This window comes from Spirosoma arcticum, assembly GCF_054779955.1.
Genome location: NZ_BAAGXG010000010.1, coordinates 50390 through 76105 on the forward strand (window position 1 = coordinate 50390; position 25716 = coordinate 76105).

The following is a 25716-nucleotide window of genomic DNA, read 5'->3' on the forward strand; positions in this document are numbered from 1 at the left end:
CGGCTAAGGAGTCTCTTTGCGGGGTATGAATCCAGCCAAAACCGGCACTTTTGCCCTACTTTTTCTGTTCTATTTACGTAACAAATCTCCAAAAAATGCCTAACTGGTTCCTCGGAAAAATCCGCTATCAGCAACCCATTGACGACGCGACCGTCGGCACTCGCAACGAAGAGTTTATCAAGCAGAAAACCGTTACCGAAGCGTATTTAGTCGACGCCGTCTCGTACACCGACGCCGAAGCCCGCCTTTATCAGGAAATTGCGGCCAACACCACCTCGATGCCCGATTTCGAGATTACGGACATTTCCCGCATGAAACTCGCCGACGTGTTTCACAACGAAGACGGGGGCGAGGTCTGGTATAAGGTGAAGGCGATGTTCATCACCGACGATGAGAAGTCGGGTAAGCAGAAGAAAACGCCGAGTCTCATGCTTGTTAATGCCGAGACGCCCAAGCAGGCGTATGAGCGCATTGAGTTGAGTTTGAGAACCGCCCTCGATCCCTATGAGATTACGGACGTGAACATGACGAAGATTCTTGACATTTTCCCGTATAATGAAGAGGAGCAACGCAACCTGCGCCCGCTCAGCGAAGTAGCCGAACACGAACCGGAAACGGTGTAAGTGGCTGGCTGCGTACTCATCCGACGACCGCCCGGCGTTCCGGTTTAGTTGTCGGATGAGTAGAATTATCGTTCATGTTTACACAATTCGTGGATTTCACCCGAAAATACTTGCGTTGAACGTTGCCAATGCGGATATTTGACCCATCATGAAACGCACTCTGTTCCAACTGGTCAACCTACTGATGGTCTGCGTCGTGCTGCTGAGCAGTACCGGCTTTGGGCTGGTTGAACACTCGTGTCAGATGCGCGGTAAGCGAACGACGATGGTAGTGGCGTTCAGCGACGCTAAAACACAACCGGGCTGCTCCGCCGATGGGAAGCCCATGCCATCGGAGCAGATCGTCAGGAAAACCGACTGTTGCCAGAACGAAAGCAGCTACCAGAACGTAGACAGTCAATCGTCGCTGAGTCAGCTCATTGCCAAATTTGTCAAGACCGTTACCGAAGCGGTGCTGGCGGGCGTTATGGTTGTTATTGCCTACCTCGCCGAATGGATTTTTGACCAGCAGTCGTCGGCTCTTTCGGTTGTTGATTCACCCCCTTCCCCCTCCGGGCGCGACATTCTGACGCTCGTTCGCAGTCTCCTCCTTTGATTTGTTGATTGATTTCACCGCTCCTGCGTCAGGCTGACGTGGGCTTGTTGTGTTTTTCATCAATCAACGAAATCATGCATTTTCCCCTTAATTGGCTTGTTGCGCTAATCGCTTTGCTGTGGCTTAGCCATCCGGCGCTGGCCCAATCCGATTCTGTTTCCATCAGCAAACTACCGGCTGATTCGGTCGTTTCGACCCGCCCACTCCAGGCCGCGACTACCACCGTACGGGGCAGCGTTGGCGAAACCGTTGGCGGCAAACGTGTTCCACTCGTAGGGGCTACGGTCGTGTGGGCCGGTACGTCGGTGGGCACCGTCACCGACTTGGTCGGTCGCTTTCAACTCAATGCACCGCCAATATCCAACCGGCTGGTAGTCAGCTATGTCGGTTACCAGTCGGATACATTGACGATTACTGATTCCACGGCTGAGTTGACGGTTACCCTACGGGCCGACTTGCCTGGTGGTGGGCGAACGTTGCAGGAAGTGACGGTGTTGGGTGCGCCGGGTCAGATCGACCGCATCAACCCCATTCAGACCGAACTCATTACCCAGCGGACGCTGGCCAAAGCCGCCTGCTGCAACCTCTCTGAGAGCTTCGAAACCAACGCGTCGGTGAGCGTGTCCTACGCCGATGCTGTGACGGGGGCGCGGCAAATTCAGTTTCTGGGGCTGGGCGGGCAGTACGTCCAGACCAACGTCGAAAACATCCCGACCGTGCGCGGCTTAGGAACAACGTTCGGGCTTAACTACATTCCCGGTACGTGGATTACCAGCATCGACGTGGGCAAGGGAGCCGGGTCGGTTGTGAACGGCTACGAGTCGATGAGCGGCCAGATGAACATCGAACTGCAAAAGCCCGACAGCCCGGACCGGCTGTTTATAAATGGCTACGTCAATAGTTTCGGTCGGGTGGAAGGCAACGTCAACTGGTCGAAGCCGATGGGCGAGAAATGGAGCGTAGGTGTGCTGGGTCACGCCAGTACGCTGCAAACCGAACGGGACCAGAACAACGACGGCTTCCGCGACCTGCCGCTCTATACTCAGCTCAACGCCATCAACCGCTACAAATACAGCAGTGAGCGGTTTGTAGCGCAGTTTGGTGTAAAAGCCCTGTACGAAGACCGCGACGGGGGGCAGTTATCCGGTGGCAACCAGGGCACCGGCTCCGGCCCATCGCGTTATAGCTTTGGCAATACCACGAAGCGTCTGGAGTTCTTTTCGAAAACGGCTAAACTCTATCCCGATCAGCCTTACAAAGGATTGGGGCTGATTTTGAACGCGCTGAACCACGAGCAGACGGCCAACTTCGGCTTTCGGCCCTACGCCGGGCGGCAGCGGACAGTCTACGCTAATGTGATCTACCAGAGCATCATCGGCAACACGAATCATGCCTACAAAGCGGGCGTCAGCTACCTGCTCGATGATTACCGGGAGCAATTGGGAACGTTGCAAACGAGCCGTACCGAATCAGTACCGGGCGTTTTTGCGGAATACACCTACATCCATCCCGAAAAAGTGACCATTGTGCTGGGCGGGCGGTTCGATTACCACAATCTGTTCGGCCCGCAGTGGACGCCCCGCGCTCATTTGAAGTACGACATCAGCCCGAACCTGAGTCTGCGGGCGTCGGCGGGGCGGGGTTTCCGGGTGCCCAACTTCTTAGCTGAGAATTTTGGCTATTTGGTCAGTTCGCGGACCGTCATCAACGACGCCCAACTTCGGCCCGAAGTGTCTTGGAATTACGGCGGAAGCCTGACCAATGACTTTACCTTGCTGGGCAAAAAAGCATCGCTGGTGATAGACTACCACCGAACTGATTTCCGGGAGCAGCTTTTTGTGGACATCGAGCACCCCCGTGAGCTTCACTTTCACAACCTATACGGTAAATCATTCGCCAATAGTTTTCAGGCCGAACTGAACTACCAGCCCATCCGCCGGATGGATGTAAAAGTGGCGTACCGGCTGTTCGATGTACGGCAGAGCATGAGCGTCCCCTCGGAAGACACGTTGCTTCTGCCGCGCATGATGATTCCCCGTGATCGGGTGTTGCTGAACGTCGGCTACGCGCTGCCGTATGACAAGTGGAAGTTCGACGCGACGCTGCAATGGAATGGCACCCGGCGAATTCCGTACCTGCGCACGGGGGCGGGAGTTGACTACGCGATTGTTCCGCTGGAGTATGCCCCCAGTTATTACAACTTAAATGCGCAGGTGAGCCGGGCGTTCAAAAGCGGCTGGGAGGTGTATTTGGGAGGGGAGAATCTCACCGGTTTTCGTCAGTTGAATCCGATTGTGGCAGCCAACGATCCCTTCGGAGCGGATTTCGACGCCGGGTCGCGGGTGTGGGGACCCGTCACGGGCCGGATGGTGTACGCAGGCTTTCGCTTTAAACCCGTACGATAATGACGCTCACAATTCGAAACATGGTGTGCGACCGCTGCAAGCGGGTCGTGCGCGACGAACTCGAAACGCTCGGCCTGATGGTAATCCGGGTGGAACTGGGTGAGGTGGCCATTGACGATCTCCCCCTGGCGGTCACGCCCGACGACGTTCGGCGAGTGTTACAGGCGAATGGATTCGATCTGATCGACGACCGGAAACAGGCACTGGTGGAACGCATAAAAGTGCTGTTAATCAACGAGGTGCAGCACCTGAAAGGTGACCGGTTACCAACCGAAAATTATTCGACCTTCCTGGAGCGCAAACTCGGCTATGAGTATTCGTACCTGAGCGGGTTGTTTTCGGCAATCGAAGGGCAAACCGTTGAAAAATATACCATCGCCCTGAAAATCGAGAAGGTGAAAGAATGGCTGCACTATAACGAGCTGACCCTTACCGAAATGGCCTGGCGGCTGAGTTATAGCAGTGTGCAACACTTGTCCAATCAGTTCCGGCAGGTGACGGGCCAGACGCCGGGTCAGTTCCGAAAAGCCGCTGCCAGTGCCCGTCGGCCGCTGGATTCGATTTAGGGATACCCGATGGTGCACAATCCACCTGGAATTTTGTAAAAACGGAATGAGTTTGGGGCCGTTTATGAATCAGACCATCGGTGGTCTCCCCAACCTTTAGAAACGACTATGGACACGATGCAACACTCCCACAACCACGCCGACACCTGTTTCGAGTGCGCCGAAGCCTGCGAACGTTGCGCCACTGCCTGTCTCGAAATGGGTGACCGTGATAGCCGGGATCACGACATGACCGCCTGCATCAAACTCTGCCGCGACTGCGCCGATATCTGTACGCTCTGCGGTCGGCTGGAAGCGCGGGGTTCGCAGTTTATGCAACAGTGCATGCGGCTTTGCGCCGACGTATGCGACGCCTGCGCAGCCGAATGCGAGAAACATGCCGACCACGTGGCGCACTGCAAAGCCTGCGCCGAAGCGTGCCGCAAATGTGCTCAGGAATGCCGCCAGATGGCGACTGCCTGATGGTGTGGCAGCGATAACGCGAACGGAAACCGTTATCGCTGCTACGCCTATTCACTAACAAGTCAACGGAATGAACAATCTTATATTTTTCGCCTTCCTCGCCTTACCGATTGTGACATCGGCGCAGCACCAGCATCACGAGGGAATGGCAATGCCTGCAAAGGCAGATTCTGCCGATACCACGAAATCAATGGATCATTCCGTGCCTGCGGGACGGTCCGCCGGTGCGTTGGCAATGGACGGTTCGACAAGGAACATGCGGGTACTGAACGACGGAATGACGATGGACACGAGTATGGGCATGACGCATTCGCTGTCGCGTAACCTGTCCATGAACCGCAACGGGTCCGGTACGTCGTGGCATCCCGACAACACACCCATGTACGCCTACATGCGTCATCCGGCCAGCCCCGGTGGGTGGAGTTACATGCTTCACTATGCTGTTTACCTGCGCTATACGAACCAGAACGTCAACAATCCCACCGGGCGCGGTGGGGATCGGCAGTTTGGCGCACCGAACTGGGTGATGGGCATGGCTCAGCGCAAAGTGGGGCAACGCGGGCTATTTCAGGCGCGGGCCATGCTCTCGCTCGACCCGCTCACGGTGGGCAATGGTGGTTATCCGCTGCTGTTCCAGACGGGCGAAACCTACCGGGGTCAGCCGCTCATTGATAAGCAGCACCCGCACGACATCGTGTCGGAACTGTCGGTGAGTTACGCCCACGCGTTCAGCAAAGACATTGACCTGTACGGCTACGTTGGCTACCCCGGCGAACCGGCCGTTGGCCCGCCCGCGTTCATGCACCGAATCTCGTCGTTCAACAACCCCGACGCGCCCTTAGGTCACCACTGGCAGGATGCCACGCACATTCTTTTCGGCGTGGCAACGGTGGGTTTTCGCTACAAATGGGTCAAGCTCGAAGGCTCGACGTTCAAAGGCCGTGAACCCGACGAGAACCGGTTTGACTTCGACAAGCCCAAATTCGACAGCTATTCGTATCGCGTGTCGGTGAATCCCTCGCCGTCGCTGGCACTACAGTTCTCACAGGGTTTTCTGACCGATCCCGAAGAAGCACACCCCGGCGAAAACGTTACGCGCACAACAGCTTCAATCCTGCACAGCAAAGGCTTAGGACCGGGTAGTTACATTACGTCTGCGTTTGTGTGGGGTTTTAACCGCCGGGACGACCATGCGCAGACCGGCCGCCGGGAGGATTCGTACTTAGCCGAAAGTAGTTTACAACTTAAGCGCGTAGCGTTTTATGGCCGGTACGAAAACGTCGGTAAGTCCGTCGAAGAACTGGAACTACAGGACCGGGTAGAGCCGGAAAGCCGGGTGCTGACCATCAACAACCTTACCCTCGGCATGAACTACCGCCTTGCGCAGCGATACAACACCGATTTGGTGTTGGGTGTGCAACTAACAGGTGCCGTGCCGGATGAGACATTGCAAACGTTCTACGGTAAAATGCCCCTTTCCGGTCAGATTTACCTACGTCTGTCGCCCTCACTGATGACCATGACCAGCATGATGCGGGGCATGAGCCGTCACGGGCACCATTAACAGTTAATTTTCGTTATCAATCAACCATAAACCACGTACAATTATGTTGCGTAACCTGTTTCTAACCGCTCTGACTTCGCTATTGATCCTGGGCAATAGTTTCGCTGGCGCGTCAGCCCGTGACGACAAAGAAAAGGAAGTGAAGATAAAAACGTCGGCTATTTGCGGCATGTGCAAAGCCCGCATTGAGCGCAATCTGGCGTTTGAGAAGGGTGTTAAAGAATCCACGCTGGACGTGAAGACCAAGATTGTGACGATCAAATACAACCCGGCCAAAACTGACGTGATGAAACTAAAAGCGAATATCAGCAAAACGGGCTACGATGCTGAAGAAGTCCCCGCCGACGCAGCAGGGTATGCCAAACTACCCAGTTGTTGTAAAAAAGGCGGTCCGATGGATAACCAGTAGACCGTTCTGAAGTAGGAAGGATGCAACAAAGGCCCAGCGTTTATCGACTGAGCCTTTGTTTGTTTAAAACAAATCGTTCGTAGTTTAGTAGCTATCAATGCGAGCTAACCACGGTATTTATGGCAACGATGGATCAATTACAGGCGGTGTTGGGGGTGCTTAAATTGGCCGAACGGCTGAAGTTTGAGCTTCGTCATAGTTATACGTCGAGCGGTCGTCAGGAGAGTGTGGCCGAACACACCTGGCGGATGAGCCTGATGGCGGTTCTGATGGAGCCGCATCTTGAGCAAAAAATCGACATGGCTAAATTGCTTAAAATGATTATTGTCCACGACCTGATCGAAGCCGAAGCGGGCGATATGTCGGCCTTGGACATTTTACGTGATCCGTCGCTGAAAGAGCTAAAACAACAGCGTGAAGTAGCTGCTATCGAACACCTGCGCGACCGGCTGGGTGACCCGTTAGGACCGCAGATCTATGCGTTGTGGTACGAGTTTGAGGACAAGGAAACGTACGTGGCCAAAGTAGCGAACGCGTTCGATAAAATGGAAGTGCAGCTTCAGCACAACGACGCCGATATTACTACCTGGGAGCCAATTGAGTATGATATGTCGTACATGATGAACCGCCACGTGGATTTCGACAAAAATCTGTCGTTGTTCAAAGACCTGATCGAGCAGGAAGCCGAGGAGAAAATGCGAGCGGCTGGCGTTGAAGTCGACGCCGTGAAGCAACGGGTTCTTGGCTGATAATGGCAGTGCTTTCTCAACAAAACAGCCCGGCAATCAGTGATTGCCGGGCTGTTTTGTTGGTAGGCTCCCTCACCCCAAGGGAGAGGGGACGGGGGTGAGGGGAATCGCTGCCGGTGAGGGAAACGCTACCGGAATGCGTTCCGCAGTTGAACGGCCGCGAGTTCCTGCGCCTGGGCGGCTTCGGGCACCACGGCGTACATCCCGAAAAATTCGTGCGTTACGCCCCGGTACAGTTCGTATCGGACCGGTACACCCACCGATTCGAGTTTGATTCGCAGGGCCATTCCTTCGCTTTGCAGCGGGTCAATCTCAGCACCGATGATGGTGGTCGGGGGCAACCCACTCAGGTTAGCCACGTCCGTCAGTGAAATCAGTGGAGTGTCGCCATCAGCGGGCGTGTTAAAATACCGCTCCACGAACCACTGCACCAACGGGCGGCTGAGCGGCACGGCGTCGGCATATTGGTTGTAGGAGGGCGAAAACAAATCGTTGTTGGCCACCGGAAATACCGACAGAATATGAACCGGTAACCCCAGTCTGCGGTCGCGGGCCATCATCGACACCGTAACGGCCATGTTGCCCCCGGCACTTTCGCCCGCCACGGCTACCTTAGCCGCATCGCCACCGATGGTCGCTGCGTTTTCTTTCACCCATTTGTAGGCTGCGTAGGCGTCTTCGTGCGCCGTTGGAAACTTGTTTTCGGGCGCCAGCCGGTAATCTACTGACACGACCACCGCTCCGGTGTTCTGTGCCAGCGCCAGCGTCGAATACTCATACACTTCCGGGCTGCCAATAACCCAGCCCCCGCCGTGATAGTATACAATGACGGGACGATCCGCCGATGCGCCGTTGGGCGTGTAGATGACAACCCGGATGGGTACGCCACCGGCTCCCGGTATCACGCGTTCGCTCTTGGTTACTTTCGCCACCGGCAGCGCGATGCCGTTTTTGTCGAGCAGCGAATTAACGGCATCCTTAAACGTTGGCTTGCTGCGGGCTTCCTGCGTCGAAAGGGTGTACAGCGGTACCGGGTTTAACCGTAAAAGCTCCTGAATGACAGCCCGCATCTGAGGGGTCATCATGGACCCGAACGGAACCTCCTGACTCGTTGGCTGGATTCCCTGACCCGGCAGGTCAATTCGGTGATCCTGACAGGCCGACAGCGTTATTCCTGTTAACAGCGTTAGTGCGGCACTCCACCGCGTCACATGATGCATTGATTTAGTAAGGAACTGGTTCATAACGTACGTTTAGTGGTATGTAACCACAGTAGTACGATTGAACCTGCTCTATGGTTTTACAATATTGACTAAACGGATTATTCATTAGTAACCACAAACCCCAGTCAAACAGTACATACTATCTGACCGGGGCCGGTTGTTCCATTCGCCCGCAATCAGTCAGCCGGTGCATAGGTAACGATGTCAATACCGACGCCGTTCGGGTCGGTGATCGCGAAATGCCGGTCGCCCCACGGTTCGTCGCGTATTGGAATAATAACGGGAATACCCAGTTCCGTAATTCGGGCATACTCCACGTCAACGTCGGGGACTTCGATAGTCAGGTACACGCCTTTGCCACCAAAAGCGGGCTGGAACAGCGGTTGCTGCGAGGGGTGATTGGGCGTCAGAAAACTTAGCTCGGCCTGGTGGTCAGGCGTGTGCAGCAACAAGTAAAAGTCGTTCTCGAAGGTGACGCCAAACTGCAATACGTTGCAGTAAAACTGTTTACTTTCGGGCAATCGATTCGTGATGATACCTGCGTTCAGTTTCATGCGTTCACGGCGTAGTTATGTACTGGTCAACCCATTCATAGTCAAGCGTAATCGTTGCATACCTGCCCCGAAGAAGTGTAAACTGCCCTTCGCCCCGCAGGCCGGTCAGATCACCGCTGCCGCTGTCCGGCACCACCGTCAGGCGGCCCCGTGCCACCCCGTTCCCATACGTACCCACGCTCTGCATGACGAAGCTGCCCCGCCGGTCGCCGATGCAGCCGATAACGCGTTCCATGCTGACGAAGCTTTGCGAATCGTCGTGTCGGCACAGCATCAGGTATTCTTCCCAGCCTTCGCCCTCAATACCGCCCTCATACGCGTTGGTTACGCAGGAGCGGGTGAGCGTAGGGGTGCCGTCGAGTTCGTCGTAGGGAACCTCGTTCCATGTTTTGGTCGTGCGTTGGGCGGTTATTTTCATAGCCAGTTCGGGTTTGCTTTGTGCGCTAAAACAACATCACAAAGCAAGCCCCAACCAGTGACAACAGTATGTCAGTAGGGAGAATGATGAATGATAAATCGGTCCGCCGAAGCGGATGAATAATGCTTCTTCTGACTGAACGCATTCATCCGCTTCGGCGGACCGATTTATCATTCATCATTCTTGTAATGAGTCTGTACTTCGTTAGCCAGTTTCCGCATCATTGAATGCAGCGCCGGGGGCGATTCAATAATCACGGCATCGCCATAGGAGAGGAGCCACCGGCCCAGTCCTTCGAGGTGGGGGGTGCAGAGGTACATCCTGACGCGGTCGCCGAGGTCTTCTTCGCGCTCGAACCCCCAGCCATACCGATCCTGCTGAACGAACCGGGCCGCCATTTTCGTGAACGAAATAGTGACGTTCACCAGCGGCATATTGGTCGCCCGTACCCGGTCGAGGTATTCGCGCAGCGTCAGCCGGTCACGCCGGGCAAATGGCTGACTCGTGTTGGTCAGTTCGCGGATGCGGTCAATCCGGAAGTCGCGGTAATCCTGGCGGGTTCGGCAGAAGGCGATCAGGTGCCAGGTCATGCCGTAATGATACAGGCCAACGGGTTCCACCTCGCGCCGGGTTTCGGTATCGGTGTATCCAGCCTGGTAGCACAGGTCGAGCACGTGGTGGCGGGCAATGGCCTGCTGCATGTCGTTGAGCAAACCACCCACGTAAGGTTCGCGGGTCTTGGGTTTATGGACCGCCACCTGCGGGCTGAGGTCGTCCAAATGTTCCTGATCTTTCCGCTTCAGCACCGACTTAATCTTGAACAGGGCCGACTCAAACGCCGTCTGCACCGATTCGTCGCCCCATTTTTCTACCAGCTTGGACCCAAACACTAAGGCACTGGCTTCGGCATTGCTGAACATGACCGGCGGCAGGTGGTAGTCGGTCAGGAAGTAGCCCACGCCCGCTTCGGCCCCGATGGGAACGCCCGCTTCTTCCAGCGACCGCACGTCGCGGTACACCGTCCGCAGGCTGATGGCAAACCGGTCGGCTATTTCCTGCGCCCGCACAACCCGCTTGGTTTGGAGATGAATCAGAATGGCGGTCAGGCGGTCGAGTCGGTTCATGGCGAGGGCGGTCAGGGTTAACGTTTCGCGAAAATAAGCCAATCAGTGAACAAGTCCAGCCGCTTTGGGGTAGATAGCGGTACACAATGTAGAAACGCTATGAACCAGACCGGCCCCCCGGCGAACGACGCCCCCGTCACTCACAATCAGCACCACCACCGGTTCGAACTGAAAACCGATGGCAAACTCTCCATCGTCGACTATCAACAGGTAGACGACGAAACACTCGCGCTGACCCACACCGAAGTAGACCCCAGCTTGGAAGGGCAGGGCGTTGGTTCGCATTTGCTGGCGGGTGTGCTGGAGTACGTGGAGCGCAACAACCTCAAAATCGTCCCGCTCTGCCCATTCGTCGCCGTCTACATCAAACGCCACCCCGACTGGAACCGGGTCGTCTCAACGGCGTACAACGCGAGTGATTTCTAAAGATGGCGAATGCTCGTCTGGATACCGATAATTATGATGTAGTGGGTGGAGACGCACAATTGGATGAACTGGCTGAACTCTTTCACGCAGAGCGTACGAACGGCAACAGGCCCCCAACTTAAGGTAATTAGTTGATTGTCCAGCGAAGCGCATTTTCCAACAGCCGGACGAAATTAGCGTCTTTCCAGACGGCGGCATTGTGGCCCATCGACGTATAAAATGTCTTACCCTGCCTAATCGTCCGGTACCAGGCAACCGGATGGTATTTACCCATGCCGAAGTTTTTGTCCTTGATGAACAGTACGTTACCGCCGGGGATAATCTTGTTCCCGTCGATGTACGATACTATCCGGGCACCTTTGGGCTGCGTAAAAAATACGTACCATTCATCGGTGTGCGTCCACGATGCCGGGAGCTGACGTGTCAGCGTTGAGTTGGTGTTGGTGTCGACGTATACAGTTGCCTGCTGTAACTGCGGGTTGAGCGGATGATGCGAAAATTTAGCCCCCATCAAATTCGTTTCGTACCAGGACCAATGGTGCGAATCGTCGCCGGAGCCGTGAATACCCATCAGTGCTCCGCCCGCTTCGACGTACTGACCAAGTGCCTGCTGTTGCTCGTCGTTAAGTACCCGCCCGGTGGAGTTATTGAAAACAACAGCGTTGAATTGCGTCAACTGCTCCGGGTTGAACACGCCCCCCTCTTCGGTTTCGTAGACAAACCAGCCGTAGCGTTGAGCCAGTTGCCGAAACACCGGTTTTGACGCGTCGATGGATTCACCATGACGAAAGCCGGTCGTTTTCGAAAACAGCAGAATTGCCGGTTTATTAACTGGGAAACTAATCGCTGGGCGGTTGGTTTCGTAACTGACGGGGAATCCGTTTTTGACTTTGTAGATAAACAGGCCGCCCGTAACGACGAGTAGTATGACCAGTCCTAATACGCTATAAAGGACAATTTTTACCAACTTTTTCATAGAAGTCCATTAAGATAGACGTGACTACGTTGAGTAGCCTTATCTGCTTAGATGACCTTTATTTACAAATTCCTTGATCTGATTTCTGCTTTTGTCTTTTTCAAGTTAGTGGAAAAGACAGTAATCAGGGGGAGAAAAGCGATTGGCAGCACCGTAAATACCGTGAAACCTCTCTGAAAAGTTGAGATCACACCAGCAACTGCCATAATGAGAATTAAACCAATAAAAGCACCCAATACCGTCGTCTGCTGTTTCTCCTGACTTTTGAGTTTAACTAAGCTCATTTCGGATAATTGTTTCATTTGAGAGTTAATTTGTACGTTCCAGTATTTCACACAGCAAAGGTAAGGACTCAATTAGTTGATTCTATTTTGCTTTCAAATCACCCAACATCCAAGCAGAAACTGCTCCAGAAACAGTCATTGCAAACACGCTGCAACCCAAGTCAGCAAAAACACTACTTAATGACAAAATATTTTGAGCAGAATACAGTTCAAAATTTACAGAGGTTCCCAAAAATAAGCCAATTATACCATGTTGACTGCTGTATTTCTTTTACTTTGTATCACCCCATTATTGATCTACCAACTAATAGTAAAACTATAGAAAATATTATTATACCCGTGATAAATAAACTTAATAAAGTTCTCCCAATTCTTTGTAGAAAACTCAATTCCTTAAATAATTGAGAAAGTGTCCAAAATGTTATTGCATATCCAATTAAATCTGTAATACTAAGCTTGGCTGCAAATGAGATACCCTCTGTTGCTTTTGAATTAGAGGTATTATTAGAAAAATAGTCAAAAGGCAAACCTACAATATGAATTATTAATTTTTGTCCTGCTATGAAAGCATTGACAACTAAATGCTCAACAAAATTATATCCGATTTTCTTAAAGCAAAGATACGTCCCAATAGAAAAGAATGGGATTTGGATTAATGCTAAAATTGAATAATGTTGATAAATCCATTCAATTGCTTTATCAATTGTAACCTTAGTTTGATTAAATTTTTCGCTACTTCCTGTTACTTGGAAATTATTGGTTAAAAAGTTGATGTCAAAATAATGTGATAACAAACCATAAATACCTGCAAGAATTAAGACTAACGAAATGGGTTTAAAATGTTTAACTCGCTTACCTTGTAAAAACTCTCGAATAGAATGCCCAGGCCTCGTAAATAATTCTCTTGTTGTATACAAAATGCCTTTGTCAATATGTAATAATCCGTGTTGGATGTCGTGCCATAAAAAGTGAACGTTTAGCCTATGTGTATTGGCGCTTTGCCCACAATGGCTACAAAAGTTTCCGTTTAATTCTGAATTGCAGTTTTGGCAGTATTTTGTCATTGATGATTTTATGGCATAGTAATTTTCTCAATATAGCAACTAACTCACCGGTTGCCGTACTTTCAACACAAAATACGCACCGCACCGGCGGCCCGGTTCGCATTTTGTGTTACTGTATTTATTTCGGGCCTTGTCTATCGAGACGTTCGCCCTGTCGCAAAGACGCTGCCCCGCAAACCGAAACCGGCCTAACCAAGGCGTTTGGTCTGTAGACCGGAACCCGCCTAATGAGCAAAAAACGCTTTCTGTTGCCTGCCGCAAAGCCGGTGACAGCCAACAGAAAGCGCACTACGAACGCACTTACTGCTTATTTGCTTGCTCGAATTGTAGCAATCATTGTGTTTCGGCTTCGTCCTGCAAAATTCAAGTACAGTTTGCTACTGTTTATGCTACCAATGTACAGGCCGTCTTTGTAAACGATGTATTCTCCCTCGCCTTTTCGAATATCAAACAAGCCCAGAGGGTCAGTGTATGGCGTCCCTGTTGCAACTCCCCTTCTAATAATATTGATTTGAAACTCATCAACTTTTGTTATTTCCAATTCAGAAGTAATCGTAACTCTCCCGTCAGATGCAAGTGTTGGGAAAGTAAGAGTTTCGCCTTGCTGGTTTTGAAGAGTATTGATTTGATAAACACCAGCAATATCAGGCATTACCACTTCGTCAGCATCTTCTTTGCAGGCAAAAAAGGTGTTGACAAGAACAAAGAACAAAACGATCCTTCTCATAACGATACAGTTTTTACAGTTTTCCTACAAAAAAAACTCTTTTCATTTTACCACAATATTAAATCTGTTTACGCCAGAGCGCGAAGCTCAACAACACACTTTTCAAGCTTTTGTCCACCGATCCTTATCAAGTCTGACTATCGGAGCGTTCGGCCTGTCGCCCGGACGCTGGCCCACAAACCTAAACTTGGCCTGTCGGGGCGTTGACTAAGCAGCTTTGGTCGTATCCTTCCTTTCTCCCCGCAATTGTTTCGTCGTTTTCCGGCTTCCGTCGTGGCTCCAGCCCGGTGGTCCGAACAGGTAACCCATTGCGTTGCGCAGCGATCCCGCCCGGCGTAGGTCGCGGCCGATGGCGGTCCACTCGTGGAAGGCGATTTTGACTGGGTTGTGCGAGTTTAGGTTGGTGGTCAGGCCGTAGGTTGGCCGGTCGCGCTCCGGTTCGAACGTGCCGAATAGCCGATCCCAGATGATGAGGACACCCGCGTGGTTTTTGTCTAAATACGCCAGGTTGGACCCGTGATGCACCCGGTGGTGGGAGGGCGTGTTAAAGATGAATTCGATGGGGGCGGGGAGTTTGTTGATGTGCTCGGTGTGAATCCAGAACTGGTAAAGCAAACTGATGGCCTGCATGGTCATCACGGCCGCCGGGTGAAAGCCAATCAGCGGTAGCCAGATCCAGAACACCCATGCCCCCGTCAGGCTGCCCGTCCAGGTTTGGCGCAGGGCCGTGCCGAGGTTGTACTTCTGCGACGAGTGATGCACCACGTGCGAGGCCCAGAAATAGCGGCTGCCGTGGCTGATGCGGTGGAACCAGTAGTAGCTGAAGTCGTCGGCGAAGAACAGCACCACCCACGCCCACCAGTGCGTTATGTCGACGGTGAACAGCCGGAACTGGTACACGAGCGAATACGCCCCAAACACAATCGCTTTGCCCACAAACCCAACAACCACGTTGCCGATGCCCATCGCTAAACTACCGGCCGTGTCCCTGGCATCGTAATAGTCTTTCTGCTCACGAGCCGTTATAATCACTTCCGCAACCAGCAGGATGATGAAGCCGGGGATGGCGTACTGAATGAGGTCTTTCATGGTTTTTCTACGTATTGTGCAAATATAAACAGATTAGGCGCTGATGTCTGCCACAATTAACGTTGGCAGTCTGTCGTACCATCGCTTTGTGCGTTACCAAAAATCAGCTCGTGTTGCTGTCATTCCAGGAAAGCAGCACGCCGGTTGATAACGTATGGTGTGCTGCGAAGATAAATAAAATGACTACCTATGCCATCCCGCTATTCGCTATGAAACCCGGTTCGTATGACAACCCACCCCGATAACCCCTGCCAGCGGTTCGACCAGGATAACCTCGCGTTTTACGAAGCCCTGCGGGCGGACTACCGGCAGGCGTGGGAATGTTTGTACATGAAAACACACCGGATCTTCATTCCTTACGCCTGCCAGCGCAGCGCCATCGACCCCGACGATGCGCTGGATATTTTGCAGGATGGTCTGGCTGAATTTGCGGTCAACGTGAAGAACGGAAAATACGCGTTTCAGGGAAAACCCGTAACGGCCTACGTCTTCACCGTCTGCCGGAATCGGTGGGCCACGTTCCTGAAAAAAAACCAGGCCCGACACGGGGCTGCCAACCCGAACGTGGCCGATACGACCCAATCGTTGGTCATCGAATCGGCTCCGTCGTCCTCCGCCTTTCTCAGCAGTGACGAGGCTGACCCGGAATCCATTACTGCTACCGAGCCGGACATGCTGGAGCGCGATGCCATTTGGGGTGCTGTCGACGCCGATTGGGACGCCGTCGGGCGGGCGTTTGCCGAAGTGAGTGCTGACTGCCAGACGATGCTTCGCTGTTTCTACGTCGAGGAGAAGTCATTGAGTGAGTGTGGCGCCCGGATCGGCCTACAGGAAAACTCCGCCAAAGTGAAGCGGTTCCGGTGTGCCCAGCGAATGAAGACCCTGTATATCCAGTATAAACGAGATTAATTATGGCGTTATCGGATGAACTGCTGGAACAGATTGGCGCGTACCTGTCCGGTCAATTGACGGCCGCAGAGAAGGCTCGTTTCGAGACCCGAATGCAGCAAGATGCGAACCTGCGTAATGAGGTAGCGATTCAGCGGGAAATCAAGCAGGGCCTTGCGTTCATGGCGCAGAAAGAGCAGTTCAGGGCTATGCATACGGACCTGAATCGGCGGGGCCTGCTCACCAGCCGGGACGAATCGTCGGTGCCGTCTGCCGGTCAGCCACTACCAACTCACGTTGAGCCAACTTACGTTACGCCACCCCCAACCGCGAAACTGAAACGTACCGTATTCCGCGAACAGTGGGCTTATTTTGCGATGGCCGCCGTCTTGGTGATCGTACTTGGTTTTGGGTGGGTCATCTACCAAAATCAGCAGACCGAGCGCGTACAACTGACGCAGAACGCCCGCACGTTTGACACCTTCTTCTCGCCCGACCTTAAACTGGCACCCGTGCTGGCCCCCGACCCCGACCGGGCGGCTGCTCCCCAAACCGAATCGGCCAGTTCTGATTCGGTTCGGTTGCGGGAAGCCGTCCAGGCGCTCCAGCGGCCCGACACGCAGGCAGCCATTGACAAGCTGAGCGTGCTGATCCAGTCAGCGCCGGGGCATTGGAGCGCCAGTGCGCAGTGGTACCTGGCGTTGGCGTACCTGAAAACAAACCAGCGTCAGAAAGCCCGTGCGTTAGCGGAGCAGATAGCCGGGCTGAACGGGCACCCCTATCAGCGGGAAGCTACCCAACTCCTCCGTCAGTTGTCGACCAACCCATCCGAACCATGATGAACCGCCCGTGGCTCACCGGTTTGTTGGTACTGGCGATGACTTTCCCAGTCGTGGCCCAGATGACTGATAACCCCGGTATGCTGCTTGATGACCAGGCCTATGAGCAGTTGCCGTACCCAGGCGTAGTGTATAAGGAAAAAATCCCTTCCCGCATTTCGTACGAACCGTTTTGCCCGGCGGTGCGGGCGCAGGGAACGTATAGCACCTGCGTTGGCTTTGCGTGCGGCTATTATTTTCGAACGATCATCGAAGCTAAAACCCGACAAATCACTGACAAAACGGCAATTGGTCAACTGGCTTTCTCGCCGAGTTACCTCTACGAAAAGGCTAAAACCGGCGGTGACTACGCCTGTACCCAGGGGGTGTATCTGTCCAAAGCCCTCGATGTGCTACGGGGTACGGGGGCTGTGCCGGTAAACCGCTTTCCCTACCCGGCCTGTAGCCAAAAAACCGACGGGTTCGACGCTGTTGCCGCCCAGTACCGAATCGGGGCGTATGAGCGGCTGTTCAGCGTAGGGGACGATGCACAGAAAAAAATAGCCAACCTCCGGAGGGCGCTGGCCAGTGGGAGTCCGGTGGTGATTGGGATGGTAGTTCCGGCTTCTTTTTATTCGGCAGGGCGCGTCTGGAAACCAAACCGGAGCGAAAATCCACTAAGCAACGAACTGCGGGGCCATGCGGTATGCCTGATCGGGTACGACGACGGCCGATACGGGGGGAGTTTCCGGGTGGTCAATAGCTTCGGCAGTGCGTGGGCCGACGGCGGGTTTTGCTGGATTCGCTACCGGGATTTAGCCCGATTCACTCGCTACGGCTACGCCATCAGCCCGCCGTAGCGGGGACAATTGCCCAGTTGCCCCGTGGACGCTGCGCAACGGTCGGCAACTCGTTTGGGCAACTGGTCTTTCCAATAAAAAAAGCGCGGCCAGGCGGCTGCGCTTTTTCCGGTCTTCCCTCGTTCTCCTGTACACTTACTTAAAATGACTACATCGAGCGCCAGCAGGGCATTTCTGCCGCTTTAATTAGCACCGTGCGGTTTTGGCCGGTTTTTCCGTCGAAATCAATCGTCATTACGGTACCTTCACCCGTGCCGGTGTTGCTGGTATTAGTGAAGGTGATCTTCGCACCATCTGGTGAAAAACGGGGATCAAGATCGTTGGTGCCCACTGGTTTAGTTGACCGGGTATCAGTGCCAAAGGTCATCACATCCTGGGGTTGCTTTTCGCCAAGCGTTAGCAAAGCGATCAGCGCGTTCAACTGACGTCCCTGCGCGTTCTGAAACGGAATTTTGTCATAGGAGAACAAGATTTTTTCCCCAGTTGTCGAAAAAACGGGATTCCCCATCCGTCCGCCCACCTGCGTCAACACCGTAATTGTGTCCTTGCCCTGGGGCGACATAACCACAAACCGATTGTCGTAGATGCTGGAGCCGGTGGTGCGGGCAATGATCCGGTTGCCCTGCGGTGTCCAGTCGCACCCGGCGAAGAAGCGCCCGGCGGGTGCCTGGGAAACCATCCGCAGGCCATTACCCGACCCATCGGCCTGCACGACATACAGTTTATTATGGCTGGGATACAGGAGTTGCGTACCATCGGGCGACCAGCAGAACGAAAGGTCCGAAGGTACCAAGCCAGCCATTGGTACGGTAGTTACCCGGCGTGGGTGGCTACCGTCGTGGTTCATAACGAAGAGATGAACGTCGGTCCCGGCGTTTGACATAAACGCGATCTGCTTCCCGTTGGGGCTGACCACGGGTCGCCAGTTGCTGCCGGTATGCGTCAACGCAATGGCGTTGCCCCCACCAATGGCTGCGAAAATCTGGTAGCGCCCGTCCACCTTCCGCGTAAACACGTAGGCAACATCGGGGAACGGAACCGTCCGAAAACTCCACGTTTTGCCGGTTATCGAATTCACGCCGTCCGAGACGGTTACCTGCCAATAATAGGTGGTTCCGTAATCCAGTCCGGTCAACACGAGTGAATCGGCTTTTAGGCCCGTAACCGTTTGCATGGGCGTGGTGCTTCCTTCGCGCAGGATAACAACCTCGTACGTCAGTGGGTCTTTATTCGGGTCGTTGGACTGCCACGTCAACACGGCCATGGTCGATACGGCACTGACACTCACCGCCGGGGTGAGTAGCCGGGGTTCCGTGGGGGGCGGGTTGTCGTTTACCAGGTACATAACCGTGGCCGACCCATAGGTACTCGCCACCTCAACCGTCGTCAGTTCGTCGCGAAACGCTTCTTTAGACGCCTGGATCGTGTACTTACCCACCAAAACCGTGTCGAAGCGGAAGCGACCGGTCGTGTCGGTTTGCACCGTTCTGCCCGACGGGCTTAACCGAACGGCGGCTTTGTTAACCGGGATGCCATCCTTTTTGCTCAGCACCTGGCCGCTGATGGACCCGTATTGCTGGGGTTCGACCAGCAGATCTTCGTTGCATCCCCCAAGGCCGATCAGCAGCAGCGGGAGAAAATGGAGTAGACGTTTCATGAGTGCAGGCGGTAAGGGTTTAGTGAGATCGATGAATTAGCGGTGAAGCGGGGCGTGTTGCCGGACCGAACGCCCGACGTAGAAAGCCAGGCCCACGGAACCGCGCAGGTAATAATCGTTGTAGCGGCCGGACACGATTTTGTCTAAGGCGTCGGTCATGGGTTGATGGTATTCCAGCGTGGTTCGGAGTCCGAAAACGTGGTTAATGGCGTACTCGGCACCGATACCGCCGTTCAGCAATACGTATTGCTGGCCACGAACGTCGATTGGTGAGGTTCCGGTGCGGCACATCACAACCCCGACGCCCGCGTATACCAGTGGCGTGATGCGCTGGAAGGGGAGGGTGCGGTAGATGAGGTTGCCCTGTAAAAGACTGACCGGACAACTGAATTTCTGACCGCTGGCGAGCGCTCCAACACCCGCGTTCACCTGAATGCCGAAATTTTTGGAGAGGTACACATCAGCGGCCAGCCCGTAGCCCGTTCGGAAGCCCCGGCTGGCAATATCGCCGTGATACCGCCAGGCCGACACGTAGGGCTGAACCGTCAGCCGCGACGGTTCGACGGTGTTACGACCCCCGTAGACGTCGGTTTGGCTCATCTCCTCTTTCTCGCGGGCATAGGCCGTCAGCATCGTCTGCGCCTGCCCAGCGGCTTTATCGTCAACGGCCCAGAGGTTATCCTGAATGCCTTCGAGCACCAGCGACTGAACCGCCTTTTCAATGGCTTCCGTAACGGCCATCTGGGCGGGCTCGTTGGTGGCGTAGCCGGTTTCTATTTCGAGCAGGCGTTTGAAGCGCACGTACCGGAACATCCCGGCATCGACCGCCTGCGACAGAATGGTTTTGGAGGTGTAAACCGTTTTGAGAATCTTCCCCGATTTGGTGGCCACGGCCCGCAGATACACCGTTACCCGGTCCTGCCGGTACTGGTTGGAGCCGCCGGTGCCGAAGAACCGCAGCCCCGCCCCCCCAGTAATGGTGTTGGCATCGTAGGAAACGATACCGCCTTCCAGAATAATGCCCGCGAACAACAGGGGCGGCAGATTTTCGGCCTCGCTCTTGTACTGCGACAGGCTGGAGCGGATGATTTTGCGCTCGTTGAGCAGGTTGCTGACGTTTTCGCGCTCGATAGGCACGAACCAGCCGCTTTCTTCCAGCGCCTTCAGCAGGATGTTGGTGGTTCCCTGCGACACGGCCGTCGAGAAGCCCGCGCCGGTTTCGGTTTGTTTATACTGGCCGGTCTGATCCCGGAATTTGTAGACGGCGGCTACTATTTTCTCGTGGGGAGCGGGCAGTTGGCGCAGCCCGGCCGTGAGAGTGGTTTCTTCACCTAAGCGGGCCGATTGGGTGCGCGTTGGTTGGTGAAGGTAGGCGCTGCAACCGGTCAGCAACCATACGGTGCCGGTGACCGTCAACAGGGTGATGCCGATTTTTGTCGATAAATGATTCATGGCGAACGAGCGTTAAGGGAGACGGAGGTGATAAACGGGATGAACAGACTCAGAGGTAAGGTACTGTGATGGCGCTTTCCCCGCCTTTGCCATCGGTAATGCGGATGACGACTCCCTCGGCGGCATTGCTGATCACCACCTGCATGTCGCCGAAGGTGAAGGTGCCTTCCTGCAGACCATCCTCGCCAAACTGCTTGTTGAGAATGTTCTGCGATAGTCGGCTGAGTAATTGACGCTGTAGGTTGTCGGAGAAACTCTGGAGCGACGAGCCGTTGGATGACCCGCCGAGGCCGCTCGCTGCGGATGTAGTTTTGGCCGCCGGGTCTTTATGGGTGTCCTGCGCCTGGGCTGAGCTGAGCAACCACTGGTAGTTGAAGGTGTTGCCCCCGAAAGCCGGGTTGTTGGGCCGGTAGGTAAGCGCCTGCGCCCGAAGCGGGTACAGTCCGGCGGGGAGCAGCAGGGATGCGATGATGAATAGCGTTTTCATATACAGTCAGAAGTAAAGGGTGTTCTGATTGTATATCTCGAGATATGCGGAAGGTTAACAGGCCTTTTTTATAAAATTTGAGTTTCCCGGATTAGGGCATAAATCGGAATGCGGCCGGCTGACGTACCACGCCCTTGTTAAACTAATTTTTAAATTACTTCTTGGAATATTGCAAAATATAAAGTAGTTTTATTTAACTTATTCTTAAAATAGTTTCATCTTATTCCCCACCACAGCCATGAAATGTCTCCCTACCTACTTGCTTTTATTACTGAGTTTAAGCCAATGTCGTAAGGAAAAGGAACCTGAGCCTGAACCCCTGCCCGCTTTTTCTGTACAGAATAATAACTGTACCGCTCCCTGCGAGGTGACGTTTACGAATGCATCCAAAGACGCGACCAGTTATTATTGGGATTTTGCCGATGGACAATCGTCCAGTGAGCAGAACCCGAAGCATACGTATACGGTGGCCGGTAGCTATACGGTAAAACTGACGGCGAAAGGAGCGGGGGGCAGCAACCAGGTTACCCAAATCATTACTATTCAGGCTCCTCCTGCCGCAGCCGTTGCTCAGTTCAGCGTTGCAGGTGAGGGATGCACGGCTCCGTGCGCCGTAACCCTAACCAATCAATCGCAGAACGCGACGAGTTACCAGTGGGACTTTGGCGACGGGCAGACCTCTACCGAACATAACCCCCAACATACCTACACGCAGGGAAAAATATACGCCATTAAATTAATTGCTACGGGACCAAGGGGTAGCAGTATGCTCAGTAAAGACGTTTCAATCCAAATTCCTCCACCCGTAGCCGACTTTACGTTTACCGGTGGCGAGTGCACGATTCCCTGCGAAGTGGCTTTCACCAACAAGTCAACCAATGCCGATACGTATCAATGGGATTTTGGCGATGGGGGCAGTTCTACGGAGGCCAGCCCCCGCCATCAGTACACAAAAGGTGGTACGTTTCAGGTGGTGTTAACCGCGACGGGAAACGGCAAAACAGCCACCAAAACGCAGCCTGTAACGACTAAAGTATATGTTGTCACCAAGTTTTGGGATAAGACCTTTGGGGGGTCGAATTTTGATGCTTTATACTCTATAGTTGCCACTCCGGAGGGGGGATTTTTGCTGAGTGGGTATTCGAATTCTTCTGTATCCGGGGATAAAACTGCGGATAGCAGGGGAGGTAACGACTATTGGCTGATCAAGATCAATGCGAATGGGGTTAAGCAATGGGACAAGACCTTTGGGGGGTCAAGTAATGATTATTTCCCCTCTGGAATAGTTGCCACTTCGGATGGGGGTTTTTTGGTGGGCGGGACTTCAGATTCCCCTGCATCCGGGGATAAAACTGCGGATAGCAAGGGAGGTAACGATTATTGGCTCATCAAGATCAATGTGAATGGGGTTAAGCAATGGGATAAGACCTTTGGGGGGTCGGGTAATGATAATTTATCCTCTATAGTTGCTACTGCGGACGGAGGTTTTTTGGTGGGTGGGTATTCGCAATCTCCTGCATCCGGGGATAAAACGGAGGATGGCAAGGGAGCTGGCGATTATTGGCTCATCAAGATCAATGTGAATGGGGTTAAGCAATGGGATAAGACCTTTGGTGGGTCGAGCGATGATAATTTACACTCAATAGTTGCCACGGCGGATGGGGGTTTTTTGGTGGGTGGGGAGTCGCAATCCTCTGCATCCGGGGATAAAACGGAGAATCGTCGAGGAAATAACAGTTTAACTACTGATTATTGGCTCATCAAGATCAATGGTAGTGGAGTTAAGCAGTGGGATAAGACCTTTGGGGGGTCGGGTAATGATAATTTATCCTCTATAGTTGCCACTTCGGACGGGGGTTTTTGGGTGGGTGGGTCTTCGGATTCCCCTGCATCCGGGGATAAAATGGAAGAAGGCAAGGGATTTAATGATTGTTGGCTCATCAAGATCAATGGTAGTGGAGTTAAGCAATGGGATAAGACCTTTGGGGGGCCGGGTTTTGATTATTTACGCTCTATGGTTGCTACCGCGGACGGGGGGGGGCTGGTGGGTGGAGATTCGGGCTCTTCTGCATCCGGGGATAAAACGGAGAATAGCAAGGGATTTGGCGATTATTGGCTCATCAAGATCAATGGTAGTGGAGTTAAGCAATGGGATAAGACCTTTGGTGGAGCAGAGTCCGACTATCTACGCTCTATAATTGCTACTGCGGATGGGGGTTTTCTGGTGGGTGGGGAGTCGGATTCTCCTGCATCCGGGGATAAAACGGAGAATAGCCATGAACGATTTTGGGATTATTGGCTCATCAAAATAAAATAAGTGGGAGAATGCTCTTTACCATCAATGTACACCGGAACCTTTTTGGTCCTGGGTGCCGAGTGGCTGCTGCGTTTCCTGATACGCCGTTAGGTACTGCCGGACGATGTCTACGGCATCGTGCGCGTCTGCTTCAAGCAACTCGTAGCGTCCCTGTACAAACTGCTGCCAGACGGGCTGGTCGTCGATGCTGATCAGAATCTGGTTGGCTGTGCCGGGCGAGGGGATTTCTTCAATCATGATCACTACGTCGCCGGATGAGTCGGTTGGCCCGGCGTTGCGTCGCTGCGTGCTATCGGCCTGGGTTGGCACAGACCAGTGTTTGTAGAACAGGTCGTAAAAGTCCCTGCCGACTTTAGTGCGGGAATTATCCAGAATCAGACTGGTGCCATTGGTCTCGCCCATCGCGCTTTCTACCAGTATTCCTTCGAGATCTAACTCGTCGCCGACCTCAGGGGCCTGCGCGAATGCCCAATACGGTAGCAGGGCCAATAACAGGATATTGACGAGTAATCTTGCGTAGTTCATGGGATTAATAGCCGTTTTTGAGGAGTAGTTGCATACCGCCCGTTTGCTCAATGCGCATCGGTACGCCCGCGGCCGGGACACTGCCCTCCTGAATCAGTTGATTGTTGTTGCCCCGTTGCAGCACCTCCAGGTGGTCGTTGTTTTGGTGCCCGGTTCGCCACTGCGCCACGTTGTTGTCGCCCTGCTGCGCAAAATCATACTGGTTTCCGGTGCCGGTTACCTCCAGGTCCAGCGCATTATTGGTACCCTGCTGCGACAGGCGAACCGTATTGCCGGTCCCGGCTTCCCCATAGCGGAGTTGGTTGAGTTGCCCTGTCTGCACGATGGTCAGTTCGCCGGACGTCAGCCCGGCCAGATTTCGGTCGGTCGGCGGTTGCTGGAAATACACCTCCGACTGGGCCGAAGCGACCCACGGGAGGGCAGCACATGGTAGGGTAATCATCAGCGTAAAAATGAGCCGTATCATGATGATTGGGGATTTTGGATGCCGTAGAAAAGACGAGTCGGGGGTGAAAGCCCGTTCGTAAGCGGACGAACGAACGGGCTTGTCGGGCTTAGAATGAAACTCCCTGCGTAACGGTCGCCGTGTTGCCGTTGCCCGACTGGTTAAAATGCAGCACGTTGCCATCGCCGGTTTGCGTTAAGGTCAGCGCGTTGCCGTACCCCTGCTGAACAGCACCAATGTAACGAATGCGGATGCGTTCCCCAGGTACTGGCTCCAGATTCGTTAGTATGTTGTTATTCCCCTCCTGCGTGACCGATGCCCCATTGGAATAGCCTACCTGCGACAGTGCTGCCGAGTTATCCGACCCCGTCTGACTGATGCTGCCCTGGTTACTGCTGCCATCATTCGCCGAAACGTAGCCCGCGTTATGATCGCCTGTCTGGACAAGGCTGATTTGGTTCCTGTCGCTGTTCGATGCAGCGGCAAAACCGGTGTTACCGTCTCCGGTTTGACTGAGGCTGACCCGGTTGTGCGCGCTTCGGTAGGCCGAATAAGCCTCACCCGTATTGTTACTTCCACTTTGGGTGAGCCTGATCTGGTTGTTATCACTGTGGTCGGTTGCGTAGGCAAAGCCGGTATTGCCGTCCCCGATCTGAGAAAGGGTAACCTGGTTGTGATCGCTGCGGAACGTCGACAGGGCGACCCCCGTATTGTCGTTGCCAACCTGCGCGACCGAAGTCTCGTTCAGGTAATGATCCGCCTGGACAAACGCGTTATTCCGACTGCCCACGATTGATAGGCGGCCCCGCAGACGGTCCCCGGACTGCTCAAAGGTGGACGTGTTATTATCACCCGCTACGGTAATGGCGCCTGCATTGGCACTGCCCCGTTGCGTAACCGGAGCATCGTTTCCGTTGCCACTCTGACTGAGCGACAGGGTATTTGACTGGGCGTAGACGCTGCAAACGGTAGCGGCCGCGAATGCGGATAGAATGAATATTTTCATGAT

The 25716-nt window shown here is 53.8% G+C and carries 28 protein-coding genes; 13 read left to right on the forward strand and 15 right to left on the reverse strand.

Annotation, left to right across the window (positions count from 1 at the left end):
• The first annotated feature begins 95 nt into the window (after positions 1-95).
• From ACYVHB_RS21945 to ACYVHB_RS21980, 8 genes are all read left to right on the forward strand, one after another.
• Positions 96-623: a DUF4494 domain-containing protein gene (locus tag ACYVHB_RS21945; protein WP_461053944.1), complete on the forward strand. Its 528-nt coding sequence runs from the start codon at positions 96-98 to the stop codon at positions 621-623.
• A gap of 148 nt (positions 624-771) precedes the next feature.
• Positions 772-1218 (forward strand): HYC_CC_PP family protein, encoded by a 447-nt coding sequence (locus ACYVHB_RS21950; protein WP_461053945.1) that lies wholly within the window; start codon positions 772-774, stop codon positions 1216-1218.
• A 74-nt stretch (positions 1219-1292) separates the two neighbouring features.
• Positions 1293-3623 (forward strand): TonB-dependent receptor plug domain-containing protein, encoded by a 2331-nt coding sequence (locus ACYVHB_RS21955; RefSeq protein ID WP_461053946.1) that lies wholly within the window; start codon positions 1293-1295, stop codon positions 3621-3623.
• A complete protein-coding gene (locus ACYVHB_RS21960; RefSeq protein ID WP_461053947.1) occupies positions 3623-4189 on the forward strand; it encodes a helix-turn-helix domain-containing protein in 567 nt (188 codons plus the stop codon). The genes ACYVHB_RS21955 and ACYVHB_RS21960 overlap by 1 nt, the downstream gene beginning before the upstream one ends.
• A 108-nt stretch (positions 4190-4297) precedes the next feature.
• The gene (locus tag ACYVHB_RS21965) at positions 4298-4651 is read left to right on the forward strand and encodes a four-helix bundle copper-binding protein (RefSeq protein WP_461053948.1); all 354 of its coding nucleotides are present in this window, start codon (positions 4298-4300) and stop codon (positions 4649-4651) included.
• A gap of 70 nt (positions 4652-4721) precedes the next feature.
• Positions 4722-6215: a hypothetical protein gene (locus ACYVHB_RS21970; RefSeq protein ID WP_461053949.1), complete on the forward strand. Its 1494-nt coding sequence runs from the start codon at positions 4722-4724 to the stop codon at positions 6213-6215.
• Between the two features lie 43 nt (positions 6216-6258).
• Positions 6259-6624 (forward strand): heavy-metal-associated domain-containing protein, encoded by a 366-nt coding sequence (locus ACYVHB_RS21975; protein WP_461053950.1) that lies wholly within the window; start codon positions 6259-6261, stop codon positions 6622-6624.
• Between the two features lie 119 nt (positions 6625-6743).
• Positions 6744-7373, forward strand: coding sequence for an HD domain-containing protein (locus ACYVHB_RS21980; protein WP_461053951.1), 630 nt, complete (start codon positions 6744-6746; stop codon positions 7371-7373).
• A 128-nt stretch (positions 7374-7501) separates the two neighbouring features.
• Here ACYVHB_RS21980 and ACYVHB_RS21985 read toward each other — a convergent pair whose 3' ends face one another.
• The 4 genes from ACYVHB_RS21985 to ACYVHB_RS22000 all read right to left on the reverse strand — a co-directional run bounded on the left by ACYVHB_RS21985 (position 7502) and on the right by ACYVHB_RS22000 (position 10692).
• Complete coding sequence (locus ACYVHB_RS21985; protein ID WP_461053952.1) at positions 7502-8617, reverse strand: alpha/beta hydrolase; 1116 nt, start codon at positions 8615-8617, stop codon at positions 7502-7504.
• 155 nt (positions 8618-8772) lie between these two features.
• Entirely contained in the window at positions 8773-9150 is a 378-nt protein-coding gene (locus tag ACYVHB_RS21990) for a VOC family protein (protein WP_461053953.1), read from the reverse strand.
• A 4-nt stretch (positions 9151-9154) separates the two neighbouring features.
• Positions 9155-9568, reverse strand: coding sequence for a DUF3224 domain-containing protein (locus tag ACYVHB_RS21995; RefSeq protein ID WP_461053954.1), 414 nt, complete (start codon positions 9566-9568; stop codon positions 9155-9157).
• Positions 9569-9738: 170 nt separating this feature from the next.
• Positions 9739-10692 (reverse strand): helix-turn-helix transcriptional regulator, encoded by a 954-nt coding sequence (locus ACYVHB_RS22000; RefSeq protein WP_461053955.1) that lies wholly within the window; start codon positions 10690-10692, stop codon positions 9739-9741.
• A 99-nt stretch (positions 10693-10791) separates the two neighbouring features.
• Between ACYVHB_RS22000 and ACYVHB_RS22005 the strand changes: the two genes are divergently transcribed.
• Positions 10792-11118 (forward strand): GNAT family N-acetyltransferase, encoded by a 327-nt coding sequence (locus tag ACYVHB_RS22005; RefSeq protein ID WP_461053956.1) that lies wholly within the window; start codon positions 10792-10794, stop codon positions 11116-11118.
• A gap of 127 nt (positions 11119-11245) precedes the next feature.
• On the opposite strand, the gene ACYVHB_RS22010 is transcribed toward ACYVHB_RS22005, so the two are convergent.
• The 5 genes from ACYVHB_RS22010 to ACYVHB_RS22030 all read right to left on the reverse strand — a co-directional run bounded on the left by ACYVHB_RS22010 (position 11246) and on the right by ACYVHB_RS22030 (position 15258).
• The gene (locus ACYVHB_RS22010) at positions 11246-12094 is read right to left on the reverse strand and encodes a ThuA domain-containing protein (RefSeq protein ID WP_461053957.1); all 849 of its coding nucleotides are present in this window, start codon (positions 12092-12094) and stop codon (positions 11246-11248) included.
• 62 nt (positions 12095-12156) lie between these two features.
• The gene (locus ACYVHB_RS22015) at positions 12157-12396 is read right to left on the reverse strand and encodes a hypothetical protein (RefSeq protein ID WP_461053958.1); all 240 of its coding nucleotides are present in this window, start codon (positions 12394-12396) and stop codon (positions 12157-12159) included.
• Between the two features lie 263 nt (positions 12397-12659).
• Positions 12660-13442 carry a DUF3667 domain-containing protein gene (locus ACYVHB_RS22020; RefSeq protein ID WP_461053959.1) on the reverse strand — a complete coding sequence of 261 codons (783 nt, stop codon included), beginning with the start codon at positions 13440-13442 and terminating at the stop codon, positions 12660-12662.
• 307 nt (positions 13443-13749) lie between these two features.
• The gene (locus tag ACYVHB_RS22025; RefSeq protein ID WP_461053960.1) at positions 13750-14169 is read right to left on the reverse strand and encodes a hypothetical protein; all 420 of its coding nucleotides are present in this window, start codon (positions 14167-14169) and stop codon (positions 13750-13752) included.
• 207 nt (positions 14170-14376) lie between these two features.
• On the reverse strand, positions 14377-15258 hold the full coding sequence (locus ACYVHB_RS22030) for a sterol desaturase family protein (protein WP_461053961.1): 882 nt from the start codon (positions 15256-15258) through the stop codon (positions 14377-14379).
• A gap of 225 nt (positions 15259-15483) precedes the next feature.
• Here ACYVHB_RS22030 and ACYVHB_RS22035 point away from each other — a divergent pair, with 225 nt between their 5' ends.
• The 3 genes from ACYVHB_RS22035 to ACYVHB_RS22045 are packed head-to-tail and all read left to right on the forward strand — an operon-like array spanning position 15484 to position 17824.
• A complete protein-coding gene (locus ACYVHB_RS22035) occupies positions 15484-16167 on the forward strand; it encodes an RNA polymerase sigma factor (RefSeq protein WP_461053962.1) in 684 nt (227 codons plus the stop codon).
• A 2-nt stretch (positions 16168-16169) separates the two neighbouring features.
• The gene (locus ACYVHB_RS22040; protein ID WP_461053963.1) at positions 16170-16985 is read left to right on the forward strand and encodes a hypothetical protein; all 816 of its coding nucleotides are present in this window, start codon (positions 16170-16172) and stop codon (positions 16983-16985) included.
• Positions 16982-17824, forward strand: coding sequence for a C1 family peptidase (locus tag ACYVHB_RS22045; RefSeq protein ID WP_461053964.1), 843 nt, complete (start codon positions 16982-16984; stop codon positions 17822-17824). Before ACYVHB_RS22040 ends, ACYVHB_RS22045 begins: the two co-directional genes overlap by 4 nt.
• A 148-nt stretch (positions 17825-17972) precedes the next feature.
• On the opposite strand, the gene ACYVHB_RS22050 is transcribed toward ACYVHB_RS22045, so the two are convergent.
• The 3 genes from ACYVHB_RS22050 to ACYVHB_RS22060 are packed head-to-tail and all read right to left on the reverse strand — an operon-like array spanning position 17973 to position 21420.
• Positions 17973-19481: a carboxypeptidase regulatory-like domain-containing protein gene (locus tag ACYVHB_RS22050; RefSeq protein WP_461053965.1), complete on the reverse strand. Its 1509-nt coding sequence runs from the start codon at positions 19479-19481 to the stop codon at positions 17973-17975.
• Between the two features lie 36 nt (positions 19482-19517).
• The gene (locus ACYVHB_RS22055) at positions 19518-20933 is read right to left on the reverse strand and encodes a CsgG/HfaB family protein (RefSeq protein WP_461053966.1); all 1416 of its coding nucleotides are present in this window, start codon (positions 20931-20933) and stop codon (positions 19518-19520) included.
• A gap of 49 nt (positions 20934-20982) precedes the next feature.
• Complete coding sequence (locus tag ACYVHB_RS22060; protein WP_461053967.1) at positions 20983-21420, reverse strand: curli production assembly/transport component CsgF; 438 nt, start codon at positions 21418-21420, stop codon at positions 20983-20985.
• Positions 21421-21658: 238 nt separating this feature from the next.
• Between ACYVHB_RS22060 and ACYVHB_RS22065 the strand changes: the two genes are divergently transcribed.
• On the forward strand, positions 21659-23737 hold the full coding sequence (locus ACYVHB_RS22065; RefSeq protein WP_461053968.1) for a PKD domain-containing protein: 2079 nt from the start codon (positions 21659-21661) through the stop codon (positions 23735-23737).
• Positions 23738-23758: 21 nt separating this feature from the next.
• Here ACYVHB_RS22065 and ACYVHB_RS22070 read toward each other — a convergent pair whose 3' ends face one another.
• The 3 genes from ACYVHB_RS22070 to ACYVHB_RS22080 form a co-directional block, all read right to left on the reverse strand.
• Positions 23759-24262 (reverse strand): CsgE family curli-type amyloid fiber assembly protein, encoded by a 504-nt coding sequence (locus ACYVHB_RS22070; RefSeq protein ID WP_461053969.1) that lies wholly within the window; start codon positions 24260-24262, stop codon positions 23759-23761.
• A gap of 4 nt (positions 24263-24266) precedes the next feature.
• Entirely contained in the window at positions 24267-24728 is a 462-nt protein-coding gene (locus ACYVHB_RS22075; RefSeq protein WP_461053970.1) for a hypothetical protein, read from the reverse strand.
• An 88-nt stretch (positions 24729-24816) separates the two neighbouring features.
• Positions 24817-25713 carry a hypothetical protein gene (locus tag ACYVHB_RS22080; protein WP_461053971.1) on the reverse strand — a complete coding sequence of 299 codons (897 nt, stop codon included), beginning with the start codon at positions 25711-25713 and terminating at the stop codon, positions 24817-24819.
• Positions 25714-25716 lie beyond the last annotated feature (3 nt).

Excerpts from the sequence above, each read along its gene's own strand:
- ACYVHB_RS22035 (WP_461053962.1), top strand. The coding sequence starts at position 15,484 with ATGACAACCCACCCCGATAACCCCTGCCAGCGGTTCGACCAGGATAAC.
- ACYVHB_RS22025 (WP_461053960.1), bottom strand. The coding sequence starts at position 14,169 with ATGAGAAGGATCGTTTTGTTCTTTGTTCTTGTCAACACCTTTTTTGCC.
- ACYVHB_RS21955 (WP_461053946.1), top strand. The coding sequence starts at position 1,293 with ATGCATTTTCCCCTTAATTGGCTTGTTGCGCTAATCGCTTTGCTGTGG.
- ACYVHB_RS21980 (WP_461053951.1), top strand. The coding sequence starts at position 6,744 with ATGGCAACGATGGATCAATTACAGGCGGTGTTGGGGGTGCTTAAATTG.
- ACYVHB_RS22080 (WP_461053971.1), bottom strand. The coding sequence starts at position 25,713 with ATGAAAATATTCATTCTATCCGCATTCGCGGCCGCTACCGTTTGCAGC.
- ACYVHB_RS22000 (WP_461053955.1), bottom strand. The coding sequence starts at position 10,692 with ATGAACCGACTCGACCGCCTGACCGCCATTCTGATTCATCTCCAAACC.
- ACYVHB_RS21950 (WP_461053945.1), top strand. The coding sequence starts at position 772 with ATGAAACGCACTCTGTTCCAACTGGTCAACCTACTGATGGTCTGCGTC.
- ACYVHB_RS22005 (WP_461053956.1), top strand. The coding sequence starts at position 10,792 with ATGAACCAGACCGGCCCCCCGGCGAACGACGCCCCCGTCACTCACAAT.
- ACYVHB_RS21960 (WP_461053947.1), top strand. The coding sequence starts at position 3,623 with ATGACGCTCACAATTCGAAACATGGTGTGCGACCGCTGCAAGCGGGTC.
- ACYVHB_RS22065 (WP_461053968.1), top strand. The coding sequence starts at position 21,659 with ATGAAATGTCTCCCTACCTACTTGCTTTTATTACTGAGTTTAAGCCAA.
- ACYVHB_RS22040 (WP_461053963.1), top strand. The coding sequence starts at position 16,170 with ATGGCGTTATCGGATGAACTGCTGGAACAGATTGGCGCGTACCTGTCC.
- ACYVHB_RS22015 (WP_461053958.1), bottom strand. The coding sequence starts at position 12,396 with ATGAAACAATTATCCGAAATGAGCTTAGTTAAACTCAAAAGTCAGGAG.
- ACYVHB_RS22010 (WP_461053957.1), bottom strand. The coding sequence starts at position 12,094 with ATGAAAAAGTTGGTAAAAATTGTCCTTTATAGCGTATTAGGACTGGTC.
- ACYVHB_RS22055 (WP_461053966.1), bottom strand. The coding sequence starts at position 20,933 with ATGAATCATTTATCGACAAAAATCGGCATCACCCTGTTGACGGTCACC.
- ACYVHB_RS21985 (WP_461053952.1), bottom strand. The coding sequence starts at position 8,617 with ATGAACCAGTTCCTTACTAAATCAATGCATCATGTGACGCGGTGGAGT.
- ACYVHB_RS21995 (WP_461053954.1), bottom strand. The coding sequence starts at position 9,568 with ATGAAAATAACCGCCCAACGCACGACCAAAACATGGAACGAGGTTCCC.
- ACYVHB_RS21965 (WP_461053948.1), top strand. The coding sequence starts at position 4,298 with ATGGACACGATGCAACACTCCCACAACCACGCCGACACCTGTTTCGAG.
- ACYVHB_RS21945 (WP_461053944.1), top strand. The coding sequence starts at position 96 with ATGCCTAACTGGTTCCTCGGAAAAATCCGCTATCAGCAACCCATTGAC.
- ACYVHB_RS21970 (WP_461053949.1), top strand. The coding sequence starts at position 4,722 with ATGAACAATCTTATATTTTTCGCCTTCCTCGCCTTACCGATTGTGACA.
- ACYVHB_RS22020 (WP_461053959.1), bottom strand. The coding sequence starts at position 13,442 with ATGACAAAATACTGCCAAAACTGCAATTCAGAATTAAACGGAAACTTT.
- ACYVHB_RS22060 (WP_461053967.1), bottom strand. The coding sequence starts at position 21,420 with ATGAAAACGCTATTCATCATCGCATCCCTGCTGCTCCCCGCCGGACTG.
- ACYVHB_RS22075 (WP_461053970.1), bottom strand. The coding sequence starts at position 24,728 with ATGATACGGCTCATTTTTACGCTGATGATTACCCTACCATGTGCTGCC.
- ACYVHB_RS21975 (WP_461053950.1), top strand. The coding sequence starts at position 6,259 with ATGTTGCGTAACCTGTTTCTAACCGCTCTGACTTCGCTATTGATCCTG.
- ACYVHB_RS22070 (WP_461053969.1), bottom strand. The coding sequence starts at position 24,262 with ATGAACTACGCAAGATTACTCGTCAATATCCTGTTATTGGCCCTGCTA.
- ACYVHB_RS22050 (WP_461053965.1), bottom strand. The coding sequence starts at position 19,481 with ATGAAACGTCTACTCCATTTTCTCCCGCTGCTGCTGATCGGCCTTGGG.
- ACYVHB_RS21990 (WP_461053953.1), bottom strand. The coding sequence starts at position 9,150 with ATGAAACTGAACGCAGGTATCATCACGAATCGATTGCCCGAAAGTAAA.
- ACYVHB_RS22030 (WP_461053961.1), bottom strand. The coding sequence starts at position 15,258 with ATGAAAGACCTCATTCAGTACGCCATCCCCGGCTTCATCATCCTGCTG.
- ACYVHB_RS22045 (WP_461053964.1), top strand. The coding sequence starts at position 16,982 with ATGATGAACCGCCCGTGGCTCACCGGTTTGTTGGTACTGGCGATGACT.